The organism is Corynebacterium sp. KPL2734, assembly GCF_040225595.1.
In the GTDB taxonomy this organism is placed as follows: Bacteria; Actinomycetota; Actinomycetes; order Mycobacteriales; family Mycobacteriaceae; genus Corynebacterium; species Corynebacterium rhinophilum.
Map to the genome: position 1 here is coordinate 84,341 of NZ_JBEHFO010000007.1, position 22,924 is coordinate 107,264.

Here is a 22,924-nt window from a genome sequence, read left to right on the forward strand (position 1 = left end):
ACTTAAGGGAAATGTATCACTCTTGGTGGGTAAAGTGCAGCCTAATTGTTCAACCATGCGTGCTAAGCGACGGTCCGACCAGCAGCGTACAGAGCCTTTGGCATGGTTCTTTGGAGCTTCCATTGAAACTGAACGGGCTTTTCTCCGTGGTGGGAAACATAATCCACAGCGCCTAAAAATGTATAGGCGCTCGCGGTGCCCACTGAGTTCTTCTTAGTGAAGCGAGATGCGATAAAAATCCTCCCGCCGAGCTCCTCGTGCTGAATATAACGGCGTGCGGCCTTCGATTTTAAAGTTGTAGTAGATTGCGACTCCCAGTGGAGAAGATCCGGTGAAATCGGGTAATCACGGTAATTCGTGGTAGCGCTCACCTGATCGTCTTTTTGGAAGGTCACCAAGAACAAGTCTATGTTTATATCAGGGAAGTATTTCACTCCCTCGCGCGGAAGGCTGACTAGTTTTTCTAATTCTCCTGCTTGCAGGGCACCCACTAATTCTGCCAAGGAGTAATCGGCGTGGGTTTCCAAAACGGTGTCGTCGCTCGGCTGTGGGATAATACGCGAAGCATCATTTTGTAGCAGCATGACCTGCTCGAGTTCCCAAATAACTCGTGGGTGCTCCCGCAATATTCCCAGCGCCTCGTCAAAAGATGACGGGCTGGGTGCATTGGAATTAGCCCAAAACCCCAAGACCAGCATCCGTGCAAAGGCTTGATCAGTGGGCGTCATATCACCGAATTGCGAGGTAGCGGATTTTAGGATTCGAAGATAGGCCTCAATGCGCGTCGTATCATTGACATGAAGGAAAACTTTAATCCGGTTGAGCAAGAAGTTTTCCATCTCATCGTCACATGGCTCGAGGAGGTTTTCCTCCCGCAGAAGACGGGTCCACGAGTACTTATTCGGCCGGTAAATATCCTCCAATTCGAGGTTTGCCTCGTCAAGGAACTTTTTGAGATCGGTAGTTCGTATTTCCGCTACCAGCGCACGCACTTTCCGCAAATTGCTGCGTGCCGTCTTCTTGACGTTGTTGAGGACCTGTTCCGTCGTCGACTCATCGAATTGGATGTGCGTTCCTGGTGGCGTGGTGGGAAAGCCCTGCTCTATTTCGGTGAGTAATCGTTTGCCACGTTTTCTCGTTAGCGCGTTGAATTTACGCTCAAAATCGTATTCAACATGTTGTTGGCCAATGAAATCGAATACGGTACAAGAATCTTTGCCGGGAGCAAGGCGAAGACCGCGGCCGAGTTGTTGTAGGAAGATAATCGGGCTTTGGGTCGGCCGGAGTAGGAGCAGCGTATTAACCGCAGGGATGTCGACGCCCTCATTGAAAATATCAACGGAGAAGAGAGCCTTGATGGCGCCGGTTTCTAGCTGTTTAATGGCTTCCGCGCGTTCAGAGGAAGTCAGTTTACTGGTCACCGCTTGGGCTGGAATGCCAAAATGCTGAAAATGCTGCGCCATGTGCTCTGCGTGGGCGATGGAAACACAAAAGCCGATCGCCTTCATCTCAGAAAGATCGAAAATCCGTTTGTCCAGTTCATTCAGAATAAATCGCGTCCGCTTTTCGCCAGACTTGATATAGAACTCTGATAACTCGGTGGTGTTGTAATCCTTCTTTCCTCTGTTCCATGTGAGTGAGGAAAGATCCGTGCCGTCTGCAATTCCGTAATAGTGCATGGGGACCAACAGCTGCAGGCGCAAGGCATCCCAGAGGCGTAGTTCATGGGCAATGCGGTAGTCGAAATACTGTTGGACATTTTTGCCATCACCGCGCTCTGGTGTTGCGGTCAGTCCAAGTAATTCGTCTGGTTCAAAATGACTGAGAAGTGCGTTATAAGTTGGTGCTTCGGCATGGTGAAATTCATCGATTACCACGACATCGAATTGATCTGGCGCGAGCTTTTCTAAGCGAGTGGAATTGAGCGACTGAACGCTCGCAAAGACGAAGTCCCAGCGCCGGGGCTCGGTGCCATCGACAAGCAGCTCACCAAAGTCGGCATCCTTTAGTACCTCGCGGTACGTACGGCGCGCCTGGTGAAGAATTTCCTTGCGGTGTGCGACGAAGAGTAAGCGAGGCCGGCGCTTCCACTTCCGGCAAAGATTAAGGTAATCCAGGGCGGCGACGACGGTCTTGCCAGTGCCTGTTGCCGCAACGAGTAGATTTTTGTGGCGATCCTTTACCTCACGTTCGGACCGCAGTGCCTCGAGCATTTCTTCTTGATAAGGATAGGGAGTAACTTCCAGGCCAGAAAGCTCTAATTGGCGCAACGCTTGTGGGGACTCTGTGCCTTTGGCGATGCGCAGGGATTCCTGCAGGCGATCCATGTCACGCGCCGGGTCAAAAGTTTTGAAGTGGCTATCGTGCCAGTAGCTGTCAAAGGTTTTTATAAACTTTTCAATGACCTCAGGCGTCGCCGTAGCAGAGCCGCGCACATTCCACTCCCAGCCATCGATAAGAGCAGACCGCGAAAGATTCGAGCTTCCAATAAAGGCAGTGTCGAAACCAGAATTTCGTCGGAAGAGCCATGCTTTGGCATGCAGGCGTGTGGATTTATGCTCATAACAAATCTTCACATCGGCGCGATATTTTTCTACCAGGCGTTTAAGAGCCGCCGCATCGGAAGCACCACAGTAAGTGGAGGTCAATAGGCGGAACGGAATCTGGTTGTCGCGCAGGTACTGTAGGTGCTGGTCAAGGACACTGATTCCGGAGCTCTTGATGAATGCGCACAGCAAGTCGACGGAATCAGCCGTCTTTATTTCCCGCTCAATTTCACTGGTCAAGCTGGCTTCGCCTTGGGCATTGGTAAAAAGCGCGCTCTTAGTTAGCGATACATCGGGAAGCAGCGGAGGCTCGGCTAAAGAAGTGTTGTAGACGGCGTAGAGGAGTTGCTCGGCATCGACATCTTCGTCCTCGCCAAGCAGCCCAGCGATTGTATTGATGAGTGCTACGCGGTCTGTTGAGGATTTGAGTCCCATGAGGCGCTGTTCTAGTAGATCGCCGATGTGTTGAGACATGGCGGATGTGTAGCGCCCGCGAGCGTTATCATCTGTGCCGCTTCCGACCCCAAACCCAGCCGATGGGTGTCGGCTTTGAGTTTCTTCCATTCGCTCACGGATGCGTGAGGTCACCGGGGTTTCGTAAACGCCGAAGGGGAGCGAGGAATCCAAGGAATGGCTCATAGCTACAAGATTCTAAGGGCAAAGCTTTTCCACGGCTGGAATATCTGCTGGCGCCCAGGTCAGTTCCATTGCTTCTGCGGGGGTAACCCATCTGGTTGCGTCATGATCGCTGAGGCGAAGTTCGCCGCTGATAAGCGTGCAATAAAAGGTGGTGAGTTCGATGGTGGCAAAGTCGTATTCGTAGATGGTCGTCGTGAGTTTGCCGCCTACGCGCGCGATGAGGTTGAGTTCCTCACGAATTTCGCGGGCTAAAGCCTGTTCGGGTGATTCGCCCGGTTCGATTTTTCCGCCTGGAAATTCCCAATGTCCTTCCAGGGGTTTTCCGGGCTTCTTGCGGCAGGCGAGGAATCGGTTGCCATCATGAAAGACGGCACCGACGACTCGGATGGGGTTAGACATAGTTCCATTGTGCCTTGAGCTAGGAAACGCTAGACAATAACGTGTTATTTAGCTAACATAATCGCAATGTTCGCGTCAGGCTGTCGCGCGGGCTTGATCATCATGCAAGCTTGAGGGGCGGTCTATCGTGACTTCTACTGATTCAGTTAATTCCTCCACCCAGAGCCATGACGGGGAAGTCCCGCGGCCTGGGGGACGGTGGAAACTCTTTGTTTATAGCGCCATTGGCGCGTTCGTGTTCTTCTTTCCTGTGACGTATAAGGAAAAGAACTCCATTCCTTTGGACCACATGGTCACCATCGTGCGCGATAGCATTCCGGCGGTGGTGCCGTGGCTTATTTTTGCGCTCGCCGTGTATGGAACGGTGCGTAGCTTTAGTACTGGGGCGTTTAGGCAAAGCGCGCTGCAGGCGGTCTTTGCGGTACTCAATATCGCCGGTGCCATCATTTCCTTCCTCATGGTTATTGACGCGCTGCCGTGGGTTTTAGGTGATGAGGATTTGGTTCCCTTCTTGTGGAACTCTCTTGCCACGCCGGTGGGGCTTATCGTGCCCATCGGCGGTACCTTCCTGGCATTTCTTATTGGGTTTGGGCTCTTGGAATTTGTTGGGGTGCTGATGCAGCCCATCATGCGCCCGCTATGGAAGACGCCGGGGCGCTCCGCCATTGATGCGGTGGCATCCTTTGTCGGTTCGTATTCGCTGGGCATTTTGGTCACGGACCGTGTCTATCAAAAGGGCGGTTATACCGGCAGGGAGGCTGCCGTAATTGCCACGGGGTTCTCCACGGTATCGGCGGCGTTTATGGTCATCGTGGCCAAGCAGCTGGATCTGATGAATATCTGGGGGACGTACTTCGTCGTCACGCTGGTGGTGACGTTCCTGGTTACGGCCATTACCGTGCGCATCCCGCCGCTGCGGACGATCCCGGATGAATATTGCGCGGGTGTAGAGCCAGACCCGGAAAAGCCGGTAGAAGGATCGCGGTTTAAGAATGCGTGGCGCGAGGCGATGCTGGCTTTGCAGCGCGCGCCGTCGCTGCCACAGGCCATTTGGGATAACCTGCGCGACGGCGTGCGCATGGCCGCGGCCATCGTCCCGTCCATTATGTCGGTGGGCCTTATTGGCTTGCTGCTTGCGCGGTTTACCCCGATCTTTGAATGGATTGGGTACCTGTTTTACCCCTTTGCTTGGATTGTGCAGCTGCCGGAGCCGGAACTCGGCGGCAAGGCCGCGGCGATGGGCATCGCGGAGATGTTCCTACCCGCCACCGCTGTAGCAGGCAGCGATTCCATGGTGCTGAAATTCGTCATCGGGGTCGTGGCGGTCTCTGCCATCATCTTCTTCTCCGCCCTGGTGCCGTGCATTCTGGCCACCAAGATTCCGGTGAAGCTATCCCACCTGGTCATTATTTGGTTTGAGCGCGTCGCGCTGACCATCGTGATTGCGACCCCGATCGCGCACCTCCTGTTCTGAATCTTATTGTCCGCTTAACGCAGTGAGATGAGCGGTGACGATGTCATCGATAAGCCGCGCCGCTGCCTTGGCGGTGCGGTTGTCTATGTCGAAGGTGGGGTTGAGCTCGACGACATCGACAAGCGCGAGCTTGCCCGTCGCGGCGATAGCCACCGCCAAGGCGCGGATGCGTTCGTAGGCAACGCCGAGGCTGGCCGGGGCGGATACACCCGGCGCGGTGGAGGCGGGAAGGACATCGAGGTCGATGGATAGGTGCACCTTTTCCGCGGCGGCGGTGGCCTGGGTGGCGAGCGCGCCGCACTCGGCCGGGGTGAGGTTCACTAATTCCTCATCCAGGGTGTAATTGACGCCGAGCTTTTCGGCATCGTTGAAAAGTGCCGCGGTGTTATTGGGGCGAGAGATGCCGAAGACGCTGTAGTCAAAGTCATCGCTAAGTTGGGAAATCTGGGTAAAAGGCGTGCCCGAGGTAGCTTGGTCCGCGTGGCGGAGATCGAAGTGGGCGTCCAGGTTGATGATCTGGGTAGCACCGCGCGCGCGGAACAGGCCGCGGTGGGAGCCGAAGGCGGTTTCGTGCCCGCCACCCAAGATGATGGGCAGGGTATCGCGGTGGACAAGCTCTTCGACCTTGTCAGACAGTGCCTCGTGGGCGCCGTCGAGATCATCGGCCTGGGTGGTGATGGTTCCGGCATCGGCAAGCGCGTGGCCGTGGTGGACCGCCAGGGAGCCAAGGGCCGTGCGCAGGGCGGCGGGGCCGGCGGCGGCACCTTGGCGGCCGCCGTTGCGCAGCACGCCCTCATCGGAGGCAAAGCCCAGGAGGGTTACAGGCGCGGATTCGGTCTGGTTGATGACGCTATGCCAGCGCGCGTGCTCGGCGCCGGGGCCATCGGAGCGGCCAGACCATTCGGGGGCGGGAGTAAAAAGTGGGGCTGATTCGGTATTCATAGTGCCGATACTAGAAGCGTGCGGTGAATTTGTCTGTCAATGGCGGAATATAATTGGGCGCTGTGAGTGCTAACCGAGTCCCCGCCGCGCGCCATGCCCTAGACATCCTCAAGCTGCTATCTACTATCGATGTCCCGATTTCCGCCGCCCGCATCCAAGGCGAGCTCGGCCTGCCGCGCTCGACCACGTACCACCTGCTCGCGGAAATGGTCGATGCCGGGTTCGTTGCCCACCTGCCCGAGCACAAGACCTACGGCCTGGGGCTGGCCGCGTACTCGATGGCCTCTGCGTATGTAACCCAGCAGCCGCTGGTGCGCATGGCAACGCGCGACCTAGAAGAATGCGCACGGCTGGTGGGCGGATCCGGTCATCTTTCGCGCATGGCGGGCTCGGAGATTTTATACCTGCAGGAGGTCCGCGCGCCGGGCGCGACCTCGTTGGTGACGGAGGTCGGGGTGCGCCTGCAGGCGCATAAGACTGCCTCGGGCAGGGTGATGCTGGCACACCTGCCGGAATGGGAGGTCAAGGCCGCCTTCGATACCGCGGGCGGGGAAAATTTTGGTCTCCTGAAAAAGCAGCTTGACCGGGCCCTTGCGCGCGGATGGGACCAAGAGGTGGAAGAAATCTCGCGGGGACAGGCCTCGGTGGCGGTGCCCATCCTGGACCACCTGGAGCGGCCTGCGGCGGCCATTGCGGTGACCTATCCCGTGTCTACGCCGGGCGATAGGGTGGAGGCGCTCATCGCGGCGCTGGGCCAGGCCGCGGAGAAAGTCGCGGGGAAAATGTATCGTCAGCGCGGAAAGTGAGGTAGCATGCGGGCTAGCGCGTTAGGCTGTGACGTGAGCTATATTTTACTGCCCTAAAGACAATAGGAGTCATCATGCCTAATGCATACCCATCCACCGTTACCGTAAGCGTCGGAGCGCTGACCATTGAGGAAGTCGTGGCCGTTGCCCGCTACGGCGCCACGGTAGAAATCTCCGCCGAGGCCCTGGACGAGGTCGCCTCCACGCGTGACCGGGTCGAAGAACTGGCCCAAGACCCCACGCCGGTCTATGGCATCTCCACCGGTTTCGGCGCGCTTGCCCGCCGCCACATTCCAGAAAAAATGCGCGCGCAGCTGCAGCTATCCCTGGTGCGCTCCCACGCGGCCGGCACCGGCCCTGAGGTGGAAGAAGAAGTCATTCGCGCGCTTATGCTGCTGCGCCTATCCACCCTGTGCACCGGACGTACCGGCGTGCGCCCCGTGGTGGTAGAGACCTACGCGAAGGCGCTCAATGCTGGCATCGTGCCGGTGGTGCGCGAATACGGTTCCCTGGGCTGCTCCGGCGACTTGGCCCCGCTGGCCCACTGCGCCCTAGCGCTCTTGGGTGAGGGCGAGGTGCGCGTGGGCGGCGAGCTCAAGGACGCCGGCGAGGCCCTTGCCGCCGCAGGCATCGAGCCGCTGGAGCTGCGGGAGAAGGAGGGCCTTGCCCTTATCAATGGCACCGATGGCATGCTGGGCCAGCTCTGCCTGGCCATTACTGACCTGCGCGCGGCCGCCAAGACCGCCGATATCGCCACCGCCATGACGGTAGAAGGCCTGCTTGGCACCCTCGTTGTCTTTGCCGATGACCTGCAGCAGCTGCGCCCGCACCCAGGCCAAGCCGATTCTGCCGCCAATATCCGCCAGGTGGCAGACGGCTCCGAAATCCTCGCCGCAGCGCTGGAGGAGTTCAAGAAGAACCAGGTCCAGGATGCCTACTCGGTGCGTTGCGCGCCGCAGGTGGCCGGCGGTTTCCGCGATACCTTGGCGCACACCGCGCAGGTAGCAGAGCGCGAGCTCGCCGCCGCCGTTGATAATCCGGTCGTGGCCAAGGACGGCCGCGTGGTCTCCAACGGCAACTTCCATGGCGCCCCGGTGGCCTATGCGCTTGATTTCCTCTCCATCGTCACCGCGGACTTGGCGTCCATCTCTGAGCGCCGCACCGACCGCTTCCTGGATCCGGCGCGCAACCGTGGCTTGAACGCCTTTCTTGCCGATGACCCCGGTGTCGACTCCGGCCACATGATCGCCCAATACGCACAGGCTGGCATCGTCAGCGAATTAAAGCGCCTGGCCACCCCGGCCTCGGCCGATTCCATTCCTTCTTCTGCCATGCAGGAAGACCACGTGTCCATGGGTTGGTCCGCCGCCCGCAAGCTGCGCAAGGCCGTCGATGGCCTGCAGCGCGTGCTGGCAGTGGAGATCCTCACCGCGGCGCGCGCCATCGACATGCGCGAGGGCACGCCCGCTGGCGGCACCGGCGCGGTCATCTCCGCCCTGCGCGAGACCGTTCCTGGCCCCGGCACCGACCGCTACCTCTCGCCAGAAATCGAGGAGACCGTGCGCCTAGTCAAGTCTGGCGCGCTGATCGATGCCGTCGAGGCCGCTACTGGAAAGCTGCGTGGTTAATATGTCTTCCTTAAAGTGGAACCCGCAGTCCGAGCCGAACCCGTTGCCGTATTCGCCGTTTAAGTCCAGTACGGTGCCGCGCCCCATTGGGTGGTTGTCCAGTGTTGATAGCGAGGGCCGAGAAAATATCGCCCCGTATAGCCAGTGGCAAAACCTCACTTTTGACCCACCCATGGTGATGTTTTCTGCCAACCAATACCCGGATGGTCGGCGAAAGGACACTGTGCTCAATGCGGAGGAAACCGGCTGGTTTGTGTGGAATATGGCAACCTATGACCTGCGTGAAGAGGTTAATAAGTCCGCGCAGGTGCTCGAGCACGGCGATAGCGAATGGGAGCGCTTGAATGTCACCAAGGAATACGCGGAGAACTACCGCATACCCATGGTGAAAGAATCCCCAGTGAAGTTTGAGTGCGAATATAAGACCACGCTGCGCCTGCCGGGAAATTCCAAGGTCGGCACAATAGACCTCGTGGTTGCAGATGTTAAGACCATCCACATCGATGAATCCGTTGTTGATGAGGATGGCAAGCTCGATATCGTCCGGATTAAACCCATTGCACGCATGGGCTATTTCGACTACACGGTGGTTACCGAAAAGTTTGAGATGCGCGTTCCCGGATCGGACGACGCCGCCCGCGCCGGGCTAGAGGGCTCTGCCTAACGCCTCGGCCATCGCCACCTGGCCCGCGTGGGTGGGGTGCATGGGGAAGGAATCGGTATCCTGCCCCGTAAAGTCCACCCACGGCTCATACGAGCAGGCGGAATGCTGCGGGGCATCGTCAGGCAGCACGTAGGTGGCGCCATTGCGTTCGGCGGCCTCGCGCACTGTTTGATTGATGCGCTGGATGGTATCTGCCAACCACTCCCGGTCTGTGGCCGGAATTTTTTTAATGAAGGGGCAGGTCTCGCCCGGGTTGATGAGGGGGATATAGCCGGTGGCAATGACCTTCGCCTCAGGCGAGCGGTGGGCGATTTCCCCGTAGACCTTGTCCAGGCGTTGGGGGAGATCGTGTAGCTCCAGCTCAACCTGCGGGCCGGATTCGTCCTGGCACATATCGTCCGTGGCGCACTGGGTCAGGCGCACAAAGCTGACGTCGTTGCCGCCGATGCTCAAGGAGACAAGGGACGTATCCGCGGCCAGTGCGTCCACCTGGGCGGGGTGCTCGCCTGCGGAGGATAAAACATCCAACGTGCTCGCGCCCTGGCAGGCGACGTTGCGGAAGGAACTCGTGGTGATTTCCTGCGCGGCGAGTTCTGGATAGGAATCTTGTGCTCTGGCGCAGGAATCGGGCGGATCCAGCGGGAGCGTCGTCGAGCCCATCGCCGCGTAGGAATCCCCGAGGGCCACATAGTTTTCTGGGTCTTCTGTAGCATCTGGAGCTTCTTGCGGCTGGTTGGAGCATCCTGCCAGCAGGCAGGCGGCGGCGAGGGCGGGCAATACGTGGCGCATGACTGCCATGGTAGCCGCAGAGTCTGAAATGCCAGACAGTTGGTGATCGTGCAAGCTCTAAATACGTTGTGCATCACACTAAATTGATATCTGTGACGCTCGCCAAGCCCCCGGGAGACAGCCCCGGGAAACCGGCCTTGGGGTAGGGCACGGCGTCGATAAGCACGAGCGAAAGGAAGCCATGTCTGAACCACGCGAAGTCCGCGCACCCCGCGGCACCGAACTCAACGCAAAATCCTGGCAAACTGAAGCGCCATTGCGCATGCTGATGAATAACCTCGACCCAGAGGTGGCAGAGCGCCCCGAGGACCTCGTGGTCTACGGCGGCACCGGCCGCGCAGCCCGCAGCTGGGAGGCATTCGATGCCATTGTGAAATCGCTGAAGGACCTGGAAAGCGATGAAACCCTCCTCGTCCAATCCGGCAAGCCGGTGGGCATCTGGAAGACCAATGAATGGGCACCGCGCGTGCTCATCGCCAACTCCAACCTCGTGGGCGACTGGGCTAACTGGGAACACTTCCGCAAGCTCGAGGACGAGGGCCTGATGATGTACGGCCAGATGACGGCCGGTTCCTGGATCTACATCGCCACCCAGGGCATCCTGCAGGGCACCTACGAGACCTTCGCGGCCGTGGCCAAGAAGCGCTTCGAGGACAGCCTGGCAGGCACCCTGACCCTGACCGGTGGATGTGGCGGCATGGGCGGTGCCCAACCGCTCGCCGTGACGCTCAACGGGGGAGCAGTGCTCATCGTGGACGTGGATGAGCACCGCCTGCGCCGCCGACAGCACAAGCGCTACCTCGATGAAGTGGTCACCGACTTGGACGAGGCCCTGCGCTTGGTCCTCGATGCCAAGGAAAACAAGAAGGCCCTCTCCGTCGGCCTCGTGGGCAACGCCGCCGAGGTCTTCCCAGAGGTGCTGCGCCGCCAGCGCGCCGGGGAGTTCAAGGTAGACATCGTCACCGACCAGACCTCCGCGCACGACCCACTGTCCTACCTGCCCACCGAAATCACCGTGGATGACTGGCAGTCCGAGGCCAAGGCCGATCCCACGACCTTTACCAAAAAGGCCCGCGAATCCATGGCCGCACAGGTCCAGGCGATGGTGGAATTCCAGGACGAGGGCGCTGAGGTCTTTGACTACGGCAACTCCATCCGCGATGAGGCCCGCCACGCCGGCTACCAGCGCGCATTCGAGTTCCCAGGTTTTGTTCCCGCCTATATCCGCCCGCTGTTCTGCGAGGGAATGGGCCCGTTCCGCTGGGCAGCGCTGTCCGGCGATCCAGAAGACATTAAGGTCACCGACCAAGCCCTGAAGGAGCTGTTCCCGGAGAACGAGCACCTGCACAACTGGCTGGACGCCGCCGAGGAGTACGTCGAGTTCGAGGGCCTGCCCGCCCGCATTTGCTGGCTCGGCTACAACGAGCGCCACAAGGCCGGCTTGCTCTTCAATGACCTGGTGCGCGAGGGCAAGATTAAGGCCCCCATCGTCATCGGCCGCGACCACCTCGACTCCGGCTCGGTTGCATCCCCGTACCGCGAGACCGAAGCCATGCTCGATGGCACCGACGCCGTCGCTGACTGGCCGCTGCTTAATGCCATGACCGCCGTATCTTCCGGCGCGACTTGGGTTTCCCTCCACCACGGCGGCGGAGTGGGCATGGGCCGCTCCATCCACGCCGGCCAGGTCACGGTTGCCGATGGCACCGATCTCGCCGCCGCCAAGCTGCGCGCCGTGCTGACCAATGACCCAGGCATGGGCGTTATCCGCCACGTCGATGCCGGGTACTCTCGCGCAGAGGAAGTAGCCAAAGAACGCGGCGTACGCGTACCCATGGAATTTAAGGCAAGGGATTAAATGAGCACACTTTTTACCGGAATTTCTGAACTCCGCACGGTCAGCGAGCACGGCACGCTTAACGATGCCGCCCTTATCGCCGACCACGGCACCATCGCCTGGATTGGCCCCGCCTCTCAGGCACCTGCCGCCGATGACCAGGTGGACTTGGGCGGGCGCGCCGTCCTTCCTGGTTGGGTGGATTCGCACACCCACATGGTCTTCGACGGTGACCGCTCCGCCGAGTTCGAGGCCCGCATGTCCGGCGGTTCTTACGAGGCAGGCGGCATCGCGGTGACCATGGACGCCACCCGGGAGGCGGGGGCGGACCGCTTGGATAAGCTCGTCGCCGAGCGCGTGGCCGCCGGCCGTCGCGGTGGCACCACCACCTTCGAGACCAAGACCGGCTATGGCCTCAACACGGAATCTGAAGTGGAAGCCGCCCGCGTGGCATCCCAGCACGTCGATGACGTCACCTTCCTCGGCGCCCACCTCGTGCCGCCGGGAGCGGATGCGGAAGATTACCTCGATGAGGTCGTCGGCCCGATGCTGGACGGCGTTGCCGAATACGTCCAGTGGATCGACGTCTTCTGCGAGCGCGGCGCGTTCAATGAAGAGCAGTCGCGCCGGGTTTTAGAAGCCGGTAAAAAGTTGGGCCTTGGCCTGCGCGTGCACGGCAACCAGCTTGGCGAGGGCCCGGGGGTTAGCCTCGCGGTCGATCTCGGCGCCGCCTCGGTGGACCACGTGAACTACCTGAGCGATAGTGACATCGAAAAGCTCGCAGCATCTGAGACCGTGGCCACCATGCTCCCAGCCTGCGATCTTTCCACGCGCGAGCCCCTGGCGCCTGGCCGTGCGCTTCTCGATGCCGGCGCCACCCTCGCCATCGCCTCCAACCTCAACCCAGGAACGTCCTATACCTCGTCGATGAACTACTGCGTGACCACGGCCGTCCTGCAGCAGCACCTATCCGTCGACGAGGCCATCCACGCCGCCACCACCGGCGGTGCCACGGCGCTGCGCCGCCATAATGTGGGCAACGGACTCGACCCGCAGGGCCGCCCCGCGAAGGGCACCCTGGTGGAAGGAGCTGCCGCTGACCTGCACGTGCTCGATGCTCCCAGCGCGGTGCACTTGGCCTACCGGCCGGGCATGCCGCTGAGCTACCGCACGTTCGTGGCGGGGGTATAGCGAGGAATGGAGTTTGCCGCCGGTATCGCGTAGGGTTGGACGAGCAATGAGCATTACCGATAACGCCACCGGCGGCTTAAACGAGCCGGAAGATTTTAATAAGTCGGAATCTCAGGACAACTCGCAAGGTGTCAACCAGGACACCAGGGCTGCGAATACTTCTGAGGGCACCGGCGCTGAGTCCAAAGATTCGGCCAACGACAACTCCCAGGGGTTCGAGCACCTCGGCTTGCCAGATAAAATTCTGCAAGCCGTTGCGAAAGTAGGCTTCACCACGCCGTCCCCCATCCAAGCAGAAACCATCCCGATCCTGATGGAAGGCCGCGACGTCGTGGGCCTTGCACAGACCGGTACCGGCAAAACCGCAGCCTTCGCGCTGCCGGTCTTGTCCCAGCTTGACCCGCAGGCGCGCCACCCGCAGGCACTCGTCCTCGCACCAACCCGCGAGCTCGCCCTGCAGGTTGCAGACGCCTTCCAATCCTTCGCGGAAACCCTGAAGGGAATCGAGGTTCTTCCCATCTACGGTGGCCAGGCCTACGGCATCCAGCTGTCTGGCCTGCGTCGCGGCGCCCAGGTCATCGTGGGTACCCCGGGTCGCGTCATCGACCACCTGGAAAAGGGTTCGCTTGACCTGTCCCAGCTGCAGTTCCTCGTCCTCGATGAGGCCGATGAGATGCTGAACATGGGCTTCCAGGAAGACGTTGAGCGCATCCTGGAAAGCACCCCGGACCGCAAGCAGGTGGCGCTTTTCTCCGCCACCATGCCTAATGCCATCCGCCGCCTGTCCAAGCAGTACCTGCACAACCCGGCGGAAGTAACCGTTAAGTCCGAGCGCCGCACCAACGACAACATTAAGCAGCGCTTCCTGCTGATTCCGCACCGCGCAAAGATGGATGCTTTCACCCGCATCCTCGAGGTCATCACCTATGACGCCATCATCGTCTTCTGCCGCACCAAGCATGAGACTGAAGAGGTGGCCGAGGCCCTGCGCGATCGCGGCTACAGCGCTGCTGCCATTAACGGCGACATCGCCCAGGCGCAGCGCGAGCGCACCGTCGATCAGCTCAAGGATGGCCGCCTGGACATCCTCGTCGCTACCGACGTCGCCGCGCGTGGCCTTGACGTCGAGCGCATCACCCACGTGGTGAACTTCGATATCCCGAACGATACCGAGTCCTACGTGCACCGCATCGGCCGTACTGGCCGTGCCGGCCGCTCCGGCGAGGCAATCCTGTTCGTCACCCCGCGCGAGCGCCGCATGCTGCGCTCCATCGAACGCGTGACCAATGCTCGCCTCGAAGAGATGGACCTGCCGTCCGTCGATGAGGTCAATGAGAAGCGCAAGGAAAAGTTTGCGCAGGCCATTACCCAGTCCATGGACAACAAGCAGGCCGATTTCTTCCGCAACTTGGTGCGCAAATACTCGGAAGACAACAACGTTGCCATGGATGACATCGCAGCTGCGTTGGCCGTCATGCACCAGGGTGGCAAGAACTTCCTATTGGAAGACAAGCCTTTGCCCAAGCCAAAGAAGGACCGCCGCGATCGCGATGACCGCAAGCGCGACCGTGACTTCAAAGGTGGCGGCAAGAACCGCGGCGGCTCCAAGCGGCCGGATGGTGACTTTGAGACGTACCGGTTGGACGTCGGCAAGCGCCAGAATGTCCGCCCTGGTGCCATCGTCGGTGCTATCGCCAACGAAGGTGGCCTGTCTGCCAAGGACTTCGGGCGCATCACCATTGCGGTGGGGCACACGCTCGTGGATCTGCCGAAGAACATGGACCCGGCTGTGCTGGACCGCCTGAAGGATACCCGGATTTCTGGGCAGCTCATCAAGATTCAGAAGGATACCGGCCGCCCGCTTCGCCGTGATGGTGGCGGCGGTGGTCGCAAACACGGTGGTCGTTTCCGCGACTAATTAAACCCCAAAGGGCCTCTTTTTAGAGGCCCTTTTTTCATGCCCTCTGACCTGCGCTTTTACTATAAATGGGGGTAGTGTGTCAGGGCGGTTTTGTATGGTATGTGACGAATGAATGTTCTAGTAAATCTCTTGAAAGAAAGTCCATGAATGCGCCATATTATGCCAATACCAATCCAGAAAATTCTACCTCCCGTGCAGCTACGGAGATTAGGAAGGCCGAATACCAGTTTTGGGAAAGGCTTCATCCTGGCCCGGATGACGATATCGAAATTATTAGCCAATCCCTGTCTGACTTAACTGGGGCGCGTCAGTCCCGCATTAGAAATATTATCTTCGCCTTCGAGCGGCTAAAGGAGTTGCCGCGACTGCGGGCCCGGCAAGAACAGCATTTTCATTTAGATTTAGACCGACTCATTACGATTGACCAAACCCTAGCCAAACTCGGCGCCATTGATGCGGAGAAGAAATTCACTATCGATGACGCCCTGACCAACTACTTGACCCCAACCCGTCCCAATCAAAAGCTGCCCTCGCACCGTAATCTCCGCCGCAAGCTGCGCGAGCTCATTGTGCGCCTCGATCCCTCTATTGCCGCGCGGGATCCGCGCCGCAAGCAAACCTATAGCGTTGAACCTACAGGTGGGGAGTGGGCTGCGGTATGTCTGGACGTTGGGCTAGAAACCGCGGAGATTATTGATCGCAATATCCGGGATATCGCTGCGGACAAGGACCTCACGATGGCAGAAGCCGCAGTGGAACTGCTTAGTGGAAAGGCACAGGCTAAGGCCAAGGTTGTGTTGAATATGTATCGCTGTGATCTGCCGGATGCACCCGCGTTTGTGCAGAACCTGGGGTGGGTGTCACCGGAGACCGCAGATGATTTACAGGCGCGGGCAACCACGAGAAGGGACATGGAGAAGTCCGGTCAGGCGGAAAGCCCTAACTACGTGACACCGCCGGATATCCGGGCGTTTGTGGAGGGCTTGGATGGCACCTGCCGGTGGCCAGGCTGCACGCGGCCGGCTGTGGCTTCCCAGATGGACCATCGGCACGACTTTGCGGATGGCGGTCCGACCTCGGCGGCAAACCTTACGTGCTTATGCCAACACCATCACAATATAAAGACCGATGGGAGGGCCTTTTATATCAAGGACCCGATAAGCGGGGACATCGTCTGGCTCTTTGATGACTCTACGTGGGTCTATGACTCCGCGAGTGGGCCGCTGGCCCCCAAGAACCGCAGGTGGGCGCAGACGGTTGCACAGGCGACGCAGAAGCGGAGGGAGAATGCGCATGCAGATGCACAACAGTTAAAAGAAGAACTTTGGGAAGAATCCACCCATGAAAAAGGGGACAGTGATGACACTGTCCCCGAAGAGTAAATGGCTTCCTAGATGTACATCAAGATAAGGCAGATGATCCACAGGAGGTTGAAGACGCCGCCGAAAGCGGACAAGGACTTCTTAATGGAGCCCAGGTTGGCTGTATCGCCGGACTCTAGGGCTGCCTGCGCCGTGCGCTGCTTAGGAAGGATGAGGAAGAAGAGCAAGCACCACGCGATGATGGCCACGAGGATGGCGATGTGGAAGTTGACCTGGCTCTTGAAGGTTTCGATATCAGACAGGAAGACAGCAAGGCCAAGGACCGGCACGAGCGCGGAAATGTAGCCGTAAGTATTGGTGATGTTGTGCAGGTTGCGGGCGGCACCGAGGGCCGTCTTATCGCCCTGTGCTGCGCCCTGCAGCTGCGTCTGGTAGATGGACGTGGAAATGCACACGGGGCCAAGCAGAACAATGGCCGCCGCCACGTGCAGGAAAGTGAAAAAAGTAGTCATGGAGGATGCCCTTCAATTAAGAAAAGTTGCCTTGTTCACCCTAATCAATTTCCTTGCTAGAAATCGAACCGACATTGCTTTCTCATTGCGCGCACGTCTGCGCGGGGCAACGGTAACTCGTACTTCCGGGCGATTTCTGCGAGGCGCCGCGAGTAATCGCAGCGGTTGGCGGGCGGGAGCCACTCAGAGGGGAGGGAATCGGACTTTTCCTGATTGAGCTCCCGGCTGGTCGCCACCAGATTGAGGGGATCGTTGGCAAAACGCCTCTTGGTGTCTTGATCCCAGTCCACGGCACCCATGTCAAAGGCAGCAGAAAGAGGGAAGATGTGGTCGACCTCGATGGGGGAGGTCGCTGAAATCATCTCACCCGCGTAGGGGTCATAAATCGTGCCGGATTGTGGCCGGCAGTCAGCGAAGTCCTCGCTGGCTTGGTTCTCCATGATGGCCTCACGCGTGGTGCATGCGCCGTTGGGCTGCCAGCCGCCGAACTCGTCGCGGTCGTAGCCCGGCAATTCCGCGCGAGCCGGCACTGTGGAGACATCAAAACGCGGAAAAGGCCACGCATACCATGCGATAACGAGAGCGGTTATGCATGATAGCGCGGCCAGATAATAGGACTTCATGTCCTATTGGACTCCGCGAGGCGCGGGAAGGTTCCTACTTGTTATCGGAAACCTTTTCTGCTGCTTCCTCGAAGTCCAGGGAGTCGTCCTTCTCAACGAGCTTGGCAAGCTTCTCGGCTTCCTCGAACTCGTCCAGGACCTCCTGGTCTGGCTGCTTGGTAGCCAAGGTGACCAGAATGGTGACGATGAGTGCGGAGAAGAAGCCTGGAACCATCTCGTAGAGGGAATCGCCAAGCGGGGACATGCCCCAGCCGATGGCGACGACTGCACCGGTAACCATACCGGCGATTGCACCGGTTGCGTTGAGGCGCTTCCAGTACAGAGCCAGGATGACGAGCGGACCGAATGCGGAACCGAAACCAGCCCATGCGAAGCCGACCAGGCCAAGGATGGAGTCGGACGGGTTGATGGCCAAGATTGCGGCGATGACCGCGATGGCCACGACGGCGGTACGGGACAGGTTAATCAGGATGCGCTCGTCAGGCTTGCGCTTTGCGATGATGAGGTAGAGGTCCTCAATCAGGGAAGAGGAAACCACGAGCATCTGGGAGGACATGGTGGACATGATCGCTGCCAAGACTGCGGTCAAGATGAAACCTGCAGGCAATGGGTGCATCATGGCCTGAGCCATATCCAAGAAGATGGTCTCGAAGTTCTCTTGGTCAGTAATGGTTTCACCGAACTGGGTGAAGTACACGGTACCGGTAAGCGCAACGAAGATAGCGCCGATAACGGAAAGGCCCATCCAGGTGATGCCGTAGAAACGGCCCTGCTTAGCGTCGGAAGGCTTACGCAGCGCCATGAAGCGCACGATGATGTGCGGCTGACCAAAGTAGCCAAGGCCCCAGGCGGCGTTACCAACGATAACACCAGCGGAAACACCCGCGAAGAGAGAGAAGTAGTTATCGTTTGGCTCGAGTACGCCATCGGTGGCGTAGCTGTTCTCGGTAGCGAAGGAGAAGATCGCACCGGCATCGTCAAGAGCGAAAAGCGCCATGATTGGCACGATCAGCAGGGCGACGAACATCAGCATGCCCTGCATAGCGTCGGTGTAGGACACTGCCAAGAAGCCACCGATGAAGGTGTAGAAAATGGTCACTGCGGCGATGACCAACATACCGGTGATGTAGTCGCCACCGAAGGTGGACTCGAAGTAACGACCACCGGAGACCATGCCGGAAGAGACGTAGAAGGTAAAGAAGAAGATAATGATAACTGCGGAGATAATACGCAGCATGCGCGACTTATCGCGCAGGCGGTTCTCGAAGAAGGAGGGGACCGTAATGGAATCGCCCGCAACCTCCGAGTAAGCGCGCAGACGCGGCGCAATCCACTTCCAGTTTGCCCATGCACCGATAAGGAGGCCGATAGGCATCCACAGCTCGGAAAAACCGGAAAGGAAGAGCGCGCCAGGCAGGCCCATGAGTAGCCAGCCGGACATATCGGATGCGCCGGCGGAGAGAGCAGCTACGAATGGGTGCAGGCCACGGCCGCCCAAAACATAATCGTCGTATTCGTCGGTTTGTTTGTAGCTCCAGTAGCCAATGGCTGCCATTACGAGGAAGTACACAATCATCGCAATGACGTACCAAGTTGATTCTTGCACGTTTCACTCCTTGTAGTGATTTATCGGACATTCTTACGTTAACGGTGACTTAAGGTTCACCCAAGCTAAAATTCAGCTGTGGCATAGATCTCCGGTGATGTTTTTCACCGTCTAACTGCGTAAAGACGTGAATATAACGAGCTTGTAACAAAACTATACAGGGCTGCTATGCTGGCCGTTATGGCTTCTTACCTTGTGCATGGCCTTTGGCTGCCGGTTTCGGGGCTTGGTCTATGGATTGAGCAGGTAGAAGGACACAAGATTGTTATGCCTTCGGCCGTGCCAGAAGGGACGTTTCCGCAGGCAATTGATGCCATCCTGGCTAAGAAATCCTTCCGGAACCGGGCGCGCGTATCACTACGGACTCCAAAGGGCAAAGACGTCTCGCTCATGGTGCCCATGGCCATGTTTGCCCCAGAAGAAGCAGTAGAAGCCCTAGCCCAGCTGGAATACCTAGACCATCATCCACCGGCACCGATTGCCCCGGATCTGCACTGGCTCATTCACGCATATAGTGGCCTGAGCAAGTTTGTCCGCGCGGGCAGGGTGACGTTCCGGTTGGCGTACCAGGCCAACGAGTGGTTTCCCATGTGGCAGCTGGCCTCAGGTTTGGGTGAGCGCGGTTGGCTAGCAGAAATGATGGCCGCGGCCCCCGGGATTCTCCATATAAATAATAGAGCCCTTTCAGATGACCTCGCGGATGAACTGACGCATTGGATTGCCAACCGGGAATTGCAGCCGCTGCTTAATGAGCCCCGGCCCATGCCTTGGCACGACTTCGCCCGCGCATTGCTGACGACGGCCCCTATCCGCCGCGGCCGCGCGCAACTGCTGCGTGGGCTCAATGAATGGAAAAACTCCATTTACCAGGTGGAACTCCAACTCGTCTACATCGTGGAGGAACCGGAGGAACAGGATCCAGAATATGCAGCGTGGCCGATTCGGGTGCGGGTACGCTCTGGAACGGATTCGCCGCGGCCGGTATCGGCGGACGAGTTGGATAGGGCGAGCATCGAGAAGCTGCGCGAAAACCACCGCAAGGCCGTGCATGCGGCACCGAGCCTGGGCCAGAGTACGCAATTGCCCCAGCCTGGCGACGGCGATTGGGATGTCTACCTGGACACGGAGCAGCTTACGCAGTTTATTGCGCACGAGGTGCCCGAGCTGAAAAAGCGGGGCATTACCGTCATGCTGCCCAAATCGTGGGCGCAGATGGATACCAAGGCCAAGCTGGAAACCCGTGAGGCCCGGGACCCGGCCGAGGCCGCCACGAAGAAGCACATCGGCATGAATCAGCTCGTGGACTATAACTGGCGCATGTCCGTGGGTGATGTGGAGCTTACCGAGTCCGAGATGGATGAGCTGGTCAATTCCAAGTCCGGGCTCATCCAACTGCGCGGCAAGTGGGTGATGGCCGATACCCAGGTTGTGTCCAAGGTCTCCTCTTATATGGAGGAGCTGGCGGATAAGTCCCGCGAGCGCGCCAAGAAGGAGCTCGAGCAGCTGGCGGCCTCGGCGGAGATGGCTAAAAAACTCAATGAGCCGGGCTGGCAGCAGCTCATGGCAGAAGTTGAGCGTCGCCGCGCGGAGTTCAATGAGAAGAGTGAGCACCAGGTCACGGTGGCGGAGCTGCGGGAGCTGGCGCTTGAGTCGATGGCCCAAGAGCCCATCGAATTTACCGGCAGCACATGGCATACCGCGTTGCTCGGCGGCATGGATACGGTTGCGCCTAAGCGCGTGGACATTCCGGAGACCGTGCATGCTGAGCTGCGCGAGTATCAGCGTACTGGCGTGGACTGGCTGTATTGGATGTCTCGTAACAATATTGGTGCCGTGCTTGCCGATGACATGGGGCTCGGCAAAACACTCCAACTACTGTCCCTATTGGCGGTAGAGAAGGAGCGCGGTGAACAAACCGGACCCACCTTAGTAGTCGCACCGACTTCCGTGGTGGGTAACTGGGCTCGCGAGGCGCGTCGCTTCGTGCCGGATTTCGAGGTCATGGTGCAACACGGCGCGGGGCGTCCGAGCGGGGAGAAGTTCCTCGAGGCCGCAGGAAAAGCAGATCTCGTCATTACTACCTATGGCACCGTGAGCCGAGACTTTAACCTCTTGGGCGAGGTGTCTTGGCAACGCGTGGTCCTCGATGAGGCGCAGGCCATTAAGAATTCGGCCACGCGTTCCTCCAAGGCGGTGCGATCGCTGCCCTCTGAGCACCGCGTGGCTCTGACTGGTACGCCGGTGGAAAACCGGTTGTCAGAGATGCGCTCCATCTTGGACTTTTGCAACCCTGGAATCTTGGGCACGGCGTCCTTCTTCCGCAATCACTTTGCCAAGGCCATCGAGCGCAATAATGATGAGGAGATGTCCGAGCGCTTGCGCGCGCTGACCGCGCCTCTTATCCTGCGCCGCGTCAAGACCGATCCCAATATCATCGATGATCTGCCGGAAAAGTCTGAGCAGATTCTTACGGTCTCCATGACCACCGAGCAGGCCGCTTTGTACAAGGCGCTGGTCAATGAGGTGAAGAAGAGCTTGGAGGATGCTACGGGCATCAGCAAGCGCGGCATCGTCTTGGCTTCACTGACCCGCATTAAGCAGATTTGTAATCACCCAGCACACTACCTGGGGGATGATTCACCGGTGGTTATCAAGGGCAAGCATCGCTCAGGCAAGGTGAAAGAGCTGATGCGGATTGTCGATGCCGCAACCGAATCCGGCGAGCGACTGCTGATCTTTACCCAGTACAAAGCCTTCGGGGCTATTTTGCAGCCCTACCTGAGCGGGCAGCTGGGCCACGAGATTCCTTTCCTGCACGGCGGGGTGACGAAGAATAAGCGCGACCAGATGGTGGACGATTTCCAAGCCGAGGATGGTCCACAGGCGATGATCCTTTCGCTCAAGGCGGGCGGCACGGGCCTCAACTTAACTGCGGCATCGATCGTGGTGCACATGGACCGCTGGTGGAACCCCGCGGTGGAAAACCAGGCCACGGACCGTGCCTTTCGCATTGGTCAGCGCCGTAACGTGCAGGTGTATAAGATGATTACCGCTGGCACGTTGGAAGAATCCATTCAAGACATTTTGGATGGAAAGACGCAGCTGGCTGGTTCCGTCGTCGGCGAAGGCGAGGGTTGGCTCACGGAGTTGGAGCCGGACCAGCTGGCAGAGCTTATGAGTTACCGGGGAAAGGAGTAAGCGGATGGCCGTCAAGGGCGATGACAATGTCATCTACGCAAACTTTGGTACCCGCAAGCGCGTGAGCACCCCGGACGAGGTTAACCATGTTGACCGCAGCGGGCGGCTACTGTCCAAGACCGCTGCCCGGATTTCCTCCTTTACCAGCCATGATGCGGACCGGGGGCGGATTACCCGCGGGCGCCAGTACGCCGAGGGCGGGCACGTCGTGGGTCTGGAGATCCGCAACGGCGCCATCCACGGGCGCGTGGCTGGTTCCCAGAACGAGCCTTTTTCCATACTCATTCAGCTGCCGTACCGCGATAATGACGATATTGCGGCACTTGCCAGCCAATTCGCGCGCACGCCGAATTCCGTAGCGAATGCGCGGAAGGGCCTGCTATCTGAAGATGCGTTGGATACCCTTTTTGCCAGCGAGGCCGAAGAACTGCGCCTATCCTGTACGTGCCCGGATTCAGCCTATACCTGCAAGCACATCGTGGCGGTGGGAGATAGGCTCGCCACCCGCGCGGATGCGGATCCCGCCGTGATTTTCAATATGCGCGGGCTGGACTTTGCGCGCTTGGAAAAGGCCGTCATGGAGCAATCGCAGCAGGTCTCCCGCGAAAGCTTTGGAGCTAGCGATTTATCCGCGGAAGAAAAGAACGACGTGTTCTGGAATGGCCGCGAGATGCCTAAACTGCCGCACCCCAAGGTTGCCCCAGCGCTGGAAGATTCCGATCCGGACCTCTTGCGCAAGGCCCTGCGGGCCGTATCGCATACCAATATTGACCTCTTGCGGGCCGTGTCCGATATTGAAGACCTCTACTACCACTTAACGCACTGAT

At 59.0% G+C, this 22,924-nt stretch carries 17 protein-coding genes; 10 read left to right on the forward strand and 7 right to left on the reverse strand.

The features are described from left to right. Nucleotides 1–62: 62 nt before the first annotated feature. Nucleotides 63–3,185: a DUF3427 domain-containing protein gene (locus ABRP88_RS06545; protein WP_349836675.1), complete on the reverse strand. Its 3,123-nt coding sequence runs from the start codon at nt 3,183–3,185 to the stop codon at nt 63–65. 12 nt (nt 3,186–3,197) lie between these two features. Beyond that, nucleotides 3,198–3,584: a (deoxy)nucleoside triphosphate pyrophosphohydrolase gene (locus ABRP88_RS06550; RefSeq protein WP_284769884.1), complete on the reverse strand. Its 387-nt coding sequence runs from the start codon at nt 3,582–3,584 to the stop codon at nt 3,198–3,200. 127 nt (nt 3,585–3,711) lie between these two features. Between ABRP88_RS06550 and ABRP88_RS06555 the strand changes: the two genes are divergently transcribed. Then, complete coding sequence (locus ABRP88_RS06555; protein ID WP_349836676.1) at nt 3,712–5,058, forward strand: YjiH family protein; 1,347 nt, start codon at nt 3,712–3,714, stop codon at nt 5,056–5,058. A 3-nt stretch (nt 5,059–5,061) separates the two neighbouring features. Here the strand turns inward: ABRP88_RS06555 and hutG are convergent, their stop codons facing one another. After that, nucleotides 5,062–6,000, reverse strand: a complete 939-nt coding sequence (gene hutG, locus ABRP88_RS06560; RefSeq protein WP_349836677.1) for a formimidoylglutamase — start codon at nt 5,998–6,000, stop codon at nt 5,062–5,064. A 62-nt stretch (nt 6,001–6,062) separates the two neighbouring features. On the opposite strand from hutG, the gene ABRP88_RS06565 reads away from it, so the two are divergent. The 3 genes from ABRP88_RS06565 (at nt 6,063) to ABRP88_RS06575 (ending at nt 9,098) form a co-directional block, all read left to right on the forward strand. Beyond that, nucleotides 6,063–6,806 carry an IclR family transcriptional regulator gene (locus tag ABRP88_RS06565; RefSeq protein WP_349836678.1) on the forward strand — a complete coding sequence of 248 codons (744 nt, stop codon included), beginning with the start codon at nt 6,063–6,065 and terminating at the stop codon, nt 6,804–6,806. Between the two features lie 74 nt (nt 6,807–6,880). Next, the gene (gene hutH / locus ABRP88_RS06570; RefSeq protein ID WP_349836679.1) at nt 6,881–8,434 is read left to right on the forward strand and encodes a histidine ammonia-lyase; all 1,554 of its coding nucleotides are present in this window, start codon (nt 6,881–6,883) and stop codon (nt 8,432–8,434) included. Between the two features lies 1 nt (nt 8,435). Beyond that, on the forward strand, nt 8,436–9,098 hold the full coding sequence (locus ABRP88_RS06575) for a flavin reductase family protein (protein WP_349836680.1): 663 nt from the start codon (nt 8,436–8,438) through the stop codon (nt 9,096–9,098). Here ABRP88_RS06575 and ABRP88_RS06580 read toward each other — a convergent pair. Continuing rightward, nucleotides 9,081–9,887 carry an SGNH/GDSL hydrolase family protein gene (locus ABRP88_RS06580; protein ID WP_349836681.1) on the reverse strand — a complete coding sequence of 269 codons (807 nt, stop codon included), beginning with the start codon at nt 9,885–9,887 and terminating at the stop codon, nt 9,081–9,083. The genes ABRP88_RS06575 and ABRP88_RS06580 overlap by 18 nt on opposite strands. Nucleotides 9,888–10,068: 181 nt before the next feature. On the opposite strand from ABRP88_RS06580, the gene hutU reads away from it, so the two are divergent. The 4 genes from hutU (at nt 10,069) to ABRP88_RS06600 (ending at nt 16,218) form a co-directional block, all read left to right on the forward strand. After that, complete coding sequence (gene hutU / locus ABRP88_RS06585) at nt 10,069–11,745, forward strand: urocanate hydratase (RefSeq protein WP_349836682.1); 1,677 nt, start codon at nt 10,069–10,071, stop codon at nt 11,743–11,745. Then, nucleotides 11,746–12,915 (forward strand): imidazolonepropionase, encoded by a 1,170-nt coding sequence (gene hutI / locus ABRP88_RS06590; RefSeq protein ID WP_239267832.1) that lies wholly within the window; start codon nt 11,746–11,748, stop codon nt 12,913–12,915. It abuts the gene before it with no gap. A 46-nt stretch (nt 12,916–12,961) separates the two neighbouring features. After that, nucleotides 12,962–14,833 carry a DEAD/DEAH box helicase gene (locus ABRP88_RS06595; RefSeq protein ID WP_349836683.1) on the forward strand — a complete coding sequence of 624 codons (1,872 nt, stop codon included), beginning with the start codon at nt 12,962–12,964 and terminating at the stop codon, nt 14,831–14,833. 146 nt (nt 14,834–14,979) lie between these two features. Next, complete coding sequence (locus ABRP88_RS06600) at nt 14,980–16,218, forward strand: HNH endonuclease signature motif containing protein (RefSeq protein ID WP_349836684.1); 1,239 nt, start codon at nt 14,980–14,982, stop codon at nt 16,216–16,218. A gap of 8 nt (nt 16,219–16,226) precedes the next feature. On the opposite strand, the gene ABRP88_RS06605 is transcribed toward ABRP88_RS06600, so the two are convergent. The 3 genes from ABRP88_RS06605 to putP are packed head-to-tail and all read right to left on the reverse strand — an operon-like array spanning nt 16,227 to nt 18,899. Beyond that, on the reverse strand, nt 16,227–16,670 hold the full coding sequence (locus ABRP88_RS06605) for a DUF2269 domain-containing protein (protein ID WP_349836685.1): 444 nt from the start codon (nt 16,668–16,670) through the stop codon (nt 16,227–16,229). A gap of 56 nt (nt 16,671–16,726) precedes the next feature. Further along, the gene (locus tag ABRP88_RS06610; RefSeq protein ID WP_349836686.1) at nt 16,727–17,293 is read right to left on the reverse strand and encodes an HNH endonuclease family protein; all 567 of its coding nucleotides are present in this window, start codon (nt 17,291–17,293) and stop codon (nt 16,727–16,729) included. Nucleotides 17,294–17,327: 34 nt separating this feature from the next. Continuing rightward, nucleotides 17,328–18,899 carry a sodium/proline symporter PutP gene (gene putP, locus ABRP88_RS06615; protein ID WP_349836687.1) on the reverse strand — a complete coding sequence of 524 codons (1,572 nt, stop codon included), beginning with the start codon at nt 18,897–18,899 and terminating at the stop codon, nt 17,328–17,330. Nucleotides 18,900–19,079: 180 nt separating this feature from the next. On the opposite strand from putP, the gene ABRP88_RS06620 reads away from it, so the two are divergent. Continuing rightward, the gene (locus tag ABRP88_RS06620) at nt 19,080–22,097 is read left to right on the forward strand and encodes a DEAD/DEAH box helicase (protein ID WP_502879872.1); all 3,018 of its coding nucleotides are present in this window, start codon (nt 19,080–19,082) and stop codon (nt 22,095–22,097) included. Between the two features lie 4 nt (nt 22,098–22,101). Beyond that, nucleotides 22,102–22,923 (forward strand): SWIM zinc finger family protein, encoded by an 822-nt coding sequence (locus ABRP88_RS06625; protein WP_349836689.1) that lies wholly within the window; start codon nt 22,102–22,104, stop codon nt 22,921–22,923. The last annotated feature ends 1 nt before the right edge of the window (nt 22,924 follow it).

Coding starts and splice junctions, on each gene's coding strand:
- ABRP88_RS06545 (WP_349836675.1), bottom strand. CDS start 3,185: ATGAGCCATTCCTTGGATTCCTCGCTCCCCTTCGGCGTTTACGAAACC.
- ABRP88_RS06550 (WP_284769884.1), bottom strand. CDS start 3,584: ATGTCTAACCCCATCCGAGTCGTCGGTGCCGTCTTTCATGATGGCAAC.
- hutG (WP_349836677.1), bottom strand. CDS start 6,000: ATGAATACCGAATCAGCCCCACTTTTTACTCCCGCCCCCGAATGGTCT.
- hutH (WP_349836679.1), top strand. CDS start 6,881: ATGCCTAATGCATACCCATCCACCGTTACCGTAAGCGTCGGAGCGCTG.
- ABRP88_RS06575 (WP_349836680.1), top strand. CDS start 8,436: ATGTCTTCCTTAAAGTGGAACCCGCAGTCCGAGCCGAACCCGTTGCCG.
- ABRP88_RS06580 (WP_349836681.1), bottom strand. CDS start 9,887: ATGCGCCACGTATTGCCCGCCCTCGCCGCCGCCTGCCTGCTGGCAGGA.
- hutU (WP_349836682.1), top strand. CDS start 10,069: ATGTCTGAACCACGCGAAGTCCGCGCACCCCGCGGCACCGAACTCAAC.
- hutI (WP_239267832.1), top strand. CDS start 11,746: ATGAGCACACTTTTTACCGGAATTTCTGAACTCCGCACGGTCAGCGAG.
- ABRP88_RS06595 (WP_349836683.1), top strand. CDS start 12,962: ATGAGCATTACCGATAACGCCACCGGCGGCTTAAACGAGCCGGAAGAT.
- ABRP88_RS06600 (WP_349836684.1), top strand. CDS start 14,980: ATGAATGCGCCATATTATGCCAATACCAATCCAGAAAATTCTACCTCC.
- ABRP88_RS06605 (WP_349836685.1), bottom strand. CDS start 16,670: ATGACTACTTTTTTCACTTTCCTGCACGTGGCGGCGGCCATTGTTCTG.
- ABRP88_RS06610 (WP_349836686.1), bottom strand. CDS start 17,293: ATGAAGTCCTATTATCTGGCCGCGCTATCATGCATAACCGCTCTCGTT.
- ABRP88_RS06620 (WP_502879872.1), top strand. CDS start 19,080: ATGGCTTCTTACCTTGTGCATGGCCTTTGGCTGCCGGTTTCGGGGCTT.
- ABRP88_RS06625 (WP_349836689.1), top strand. CDS start 22,102: ATGGCCGTCAAGGGCGATGACAATGTCATCTACGCAAACTTTGGTACC.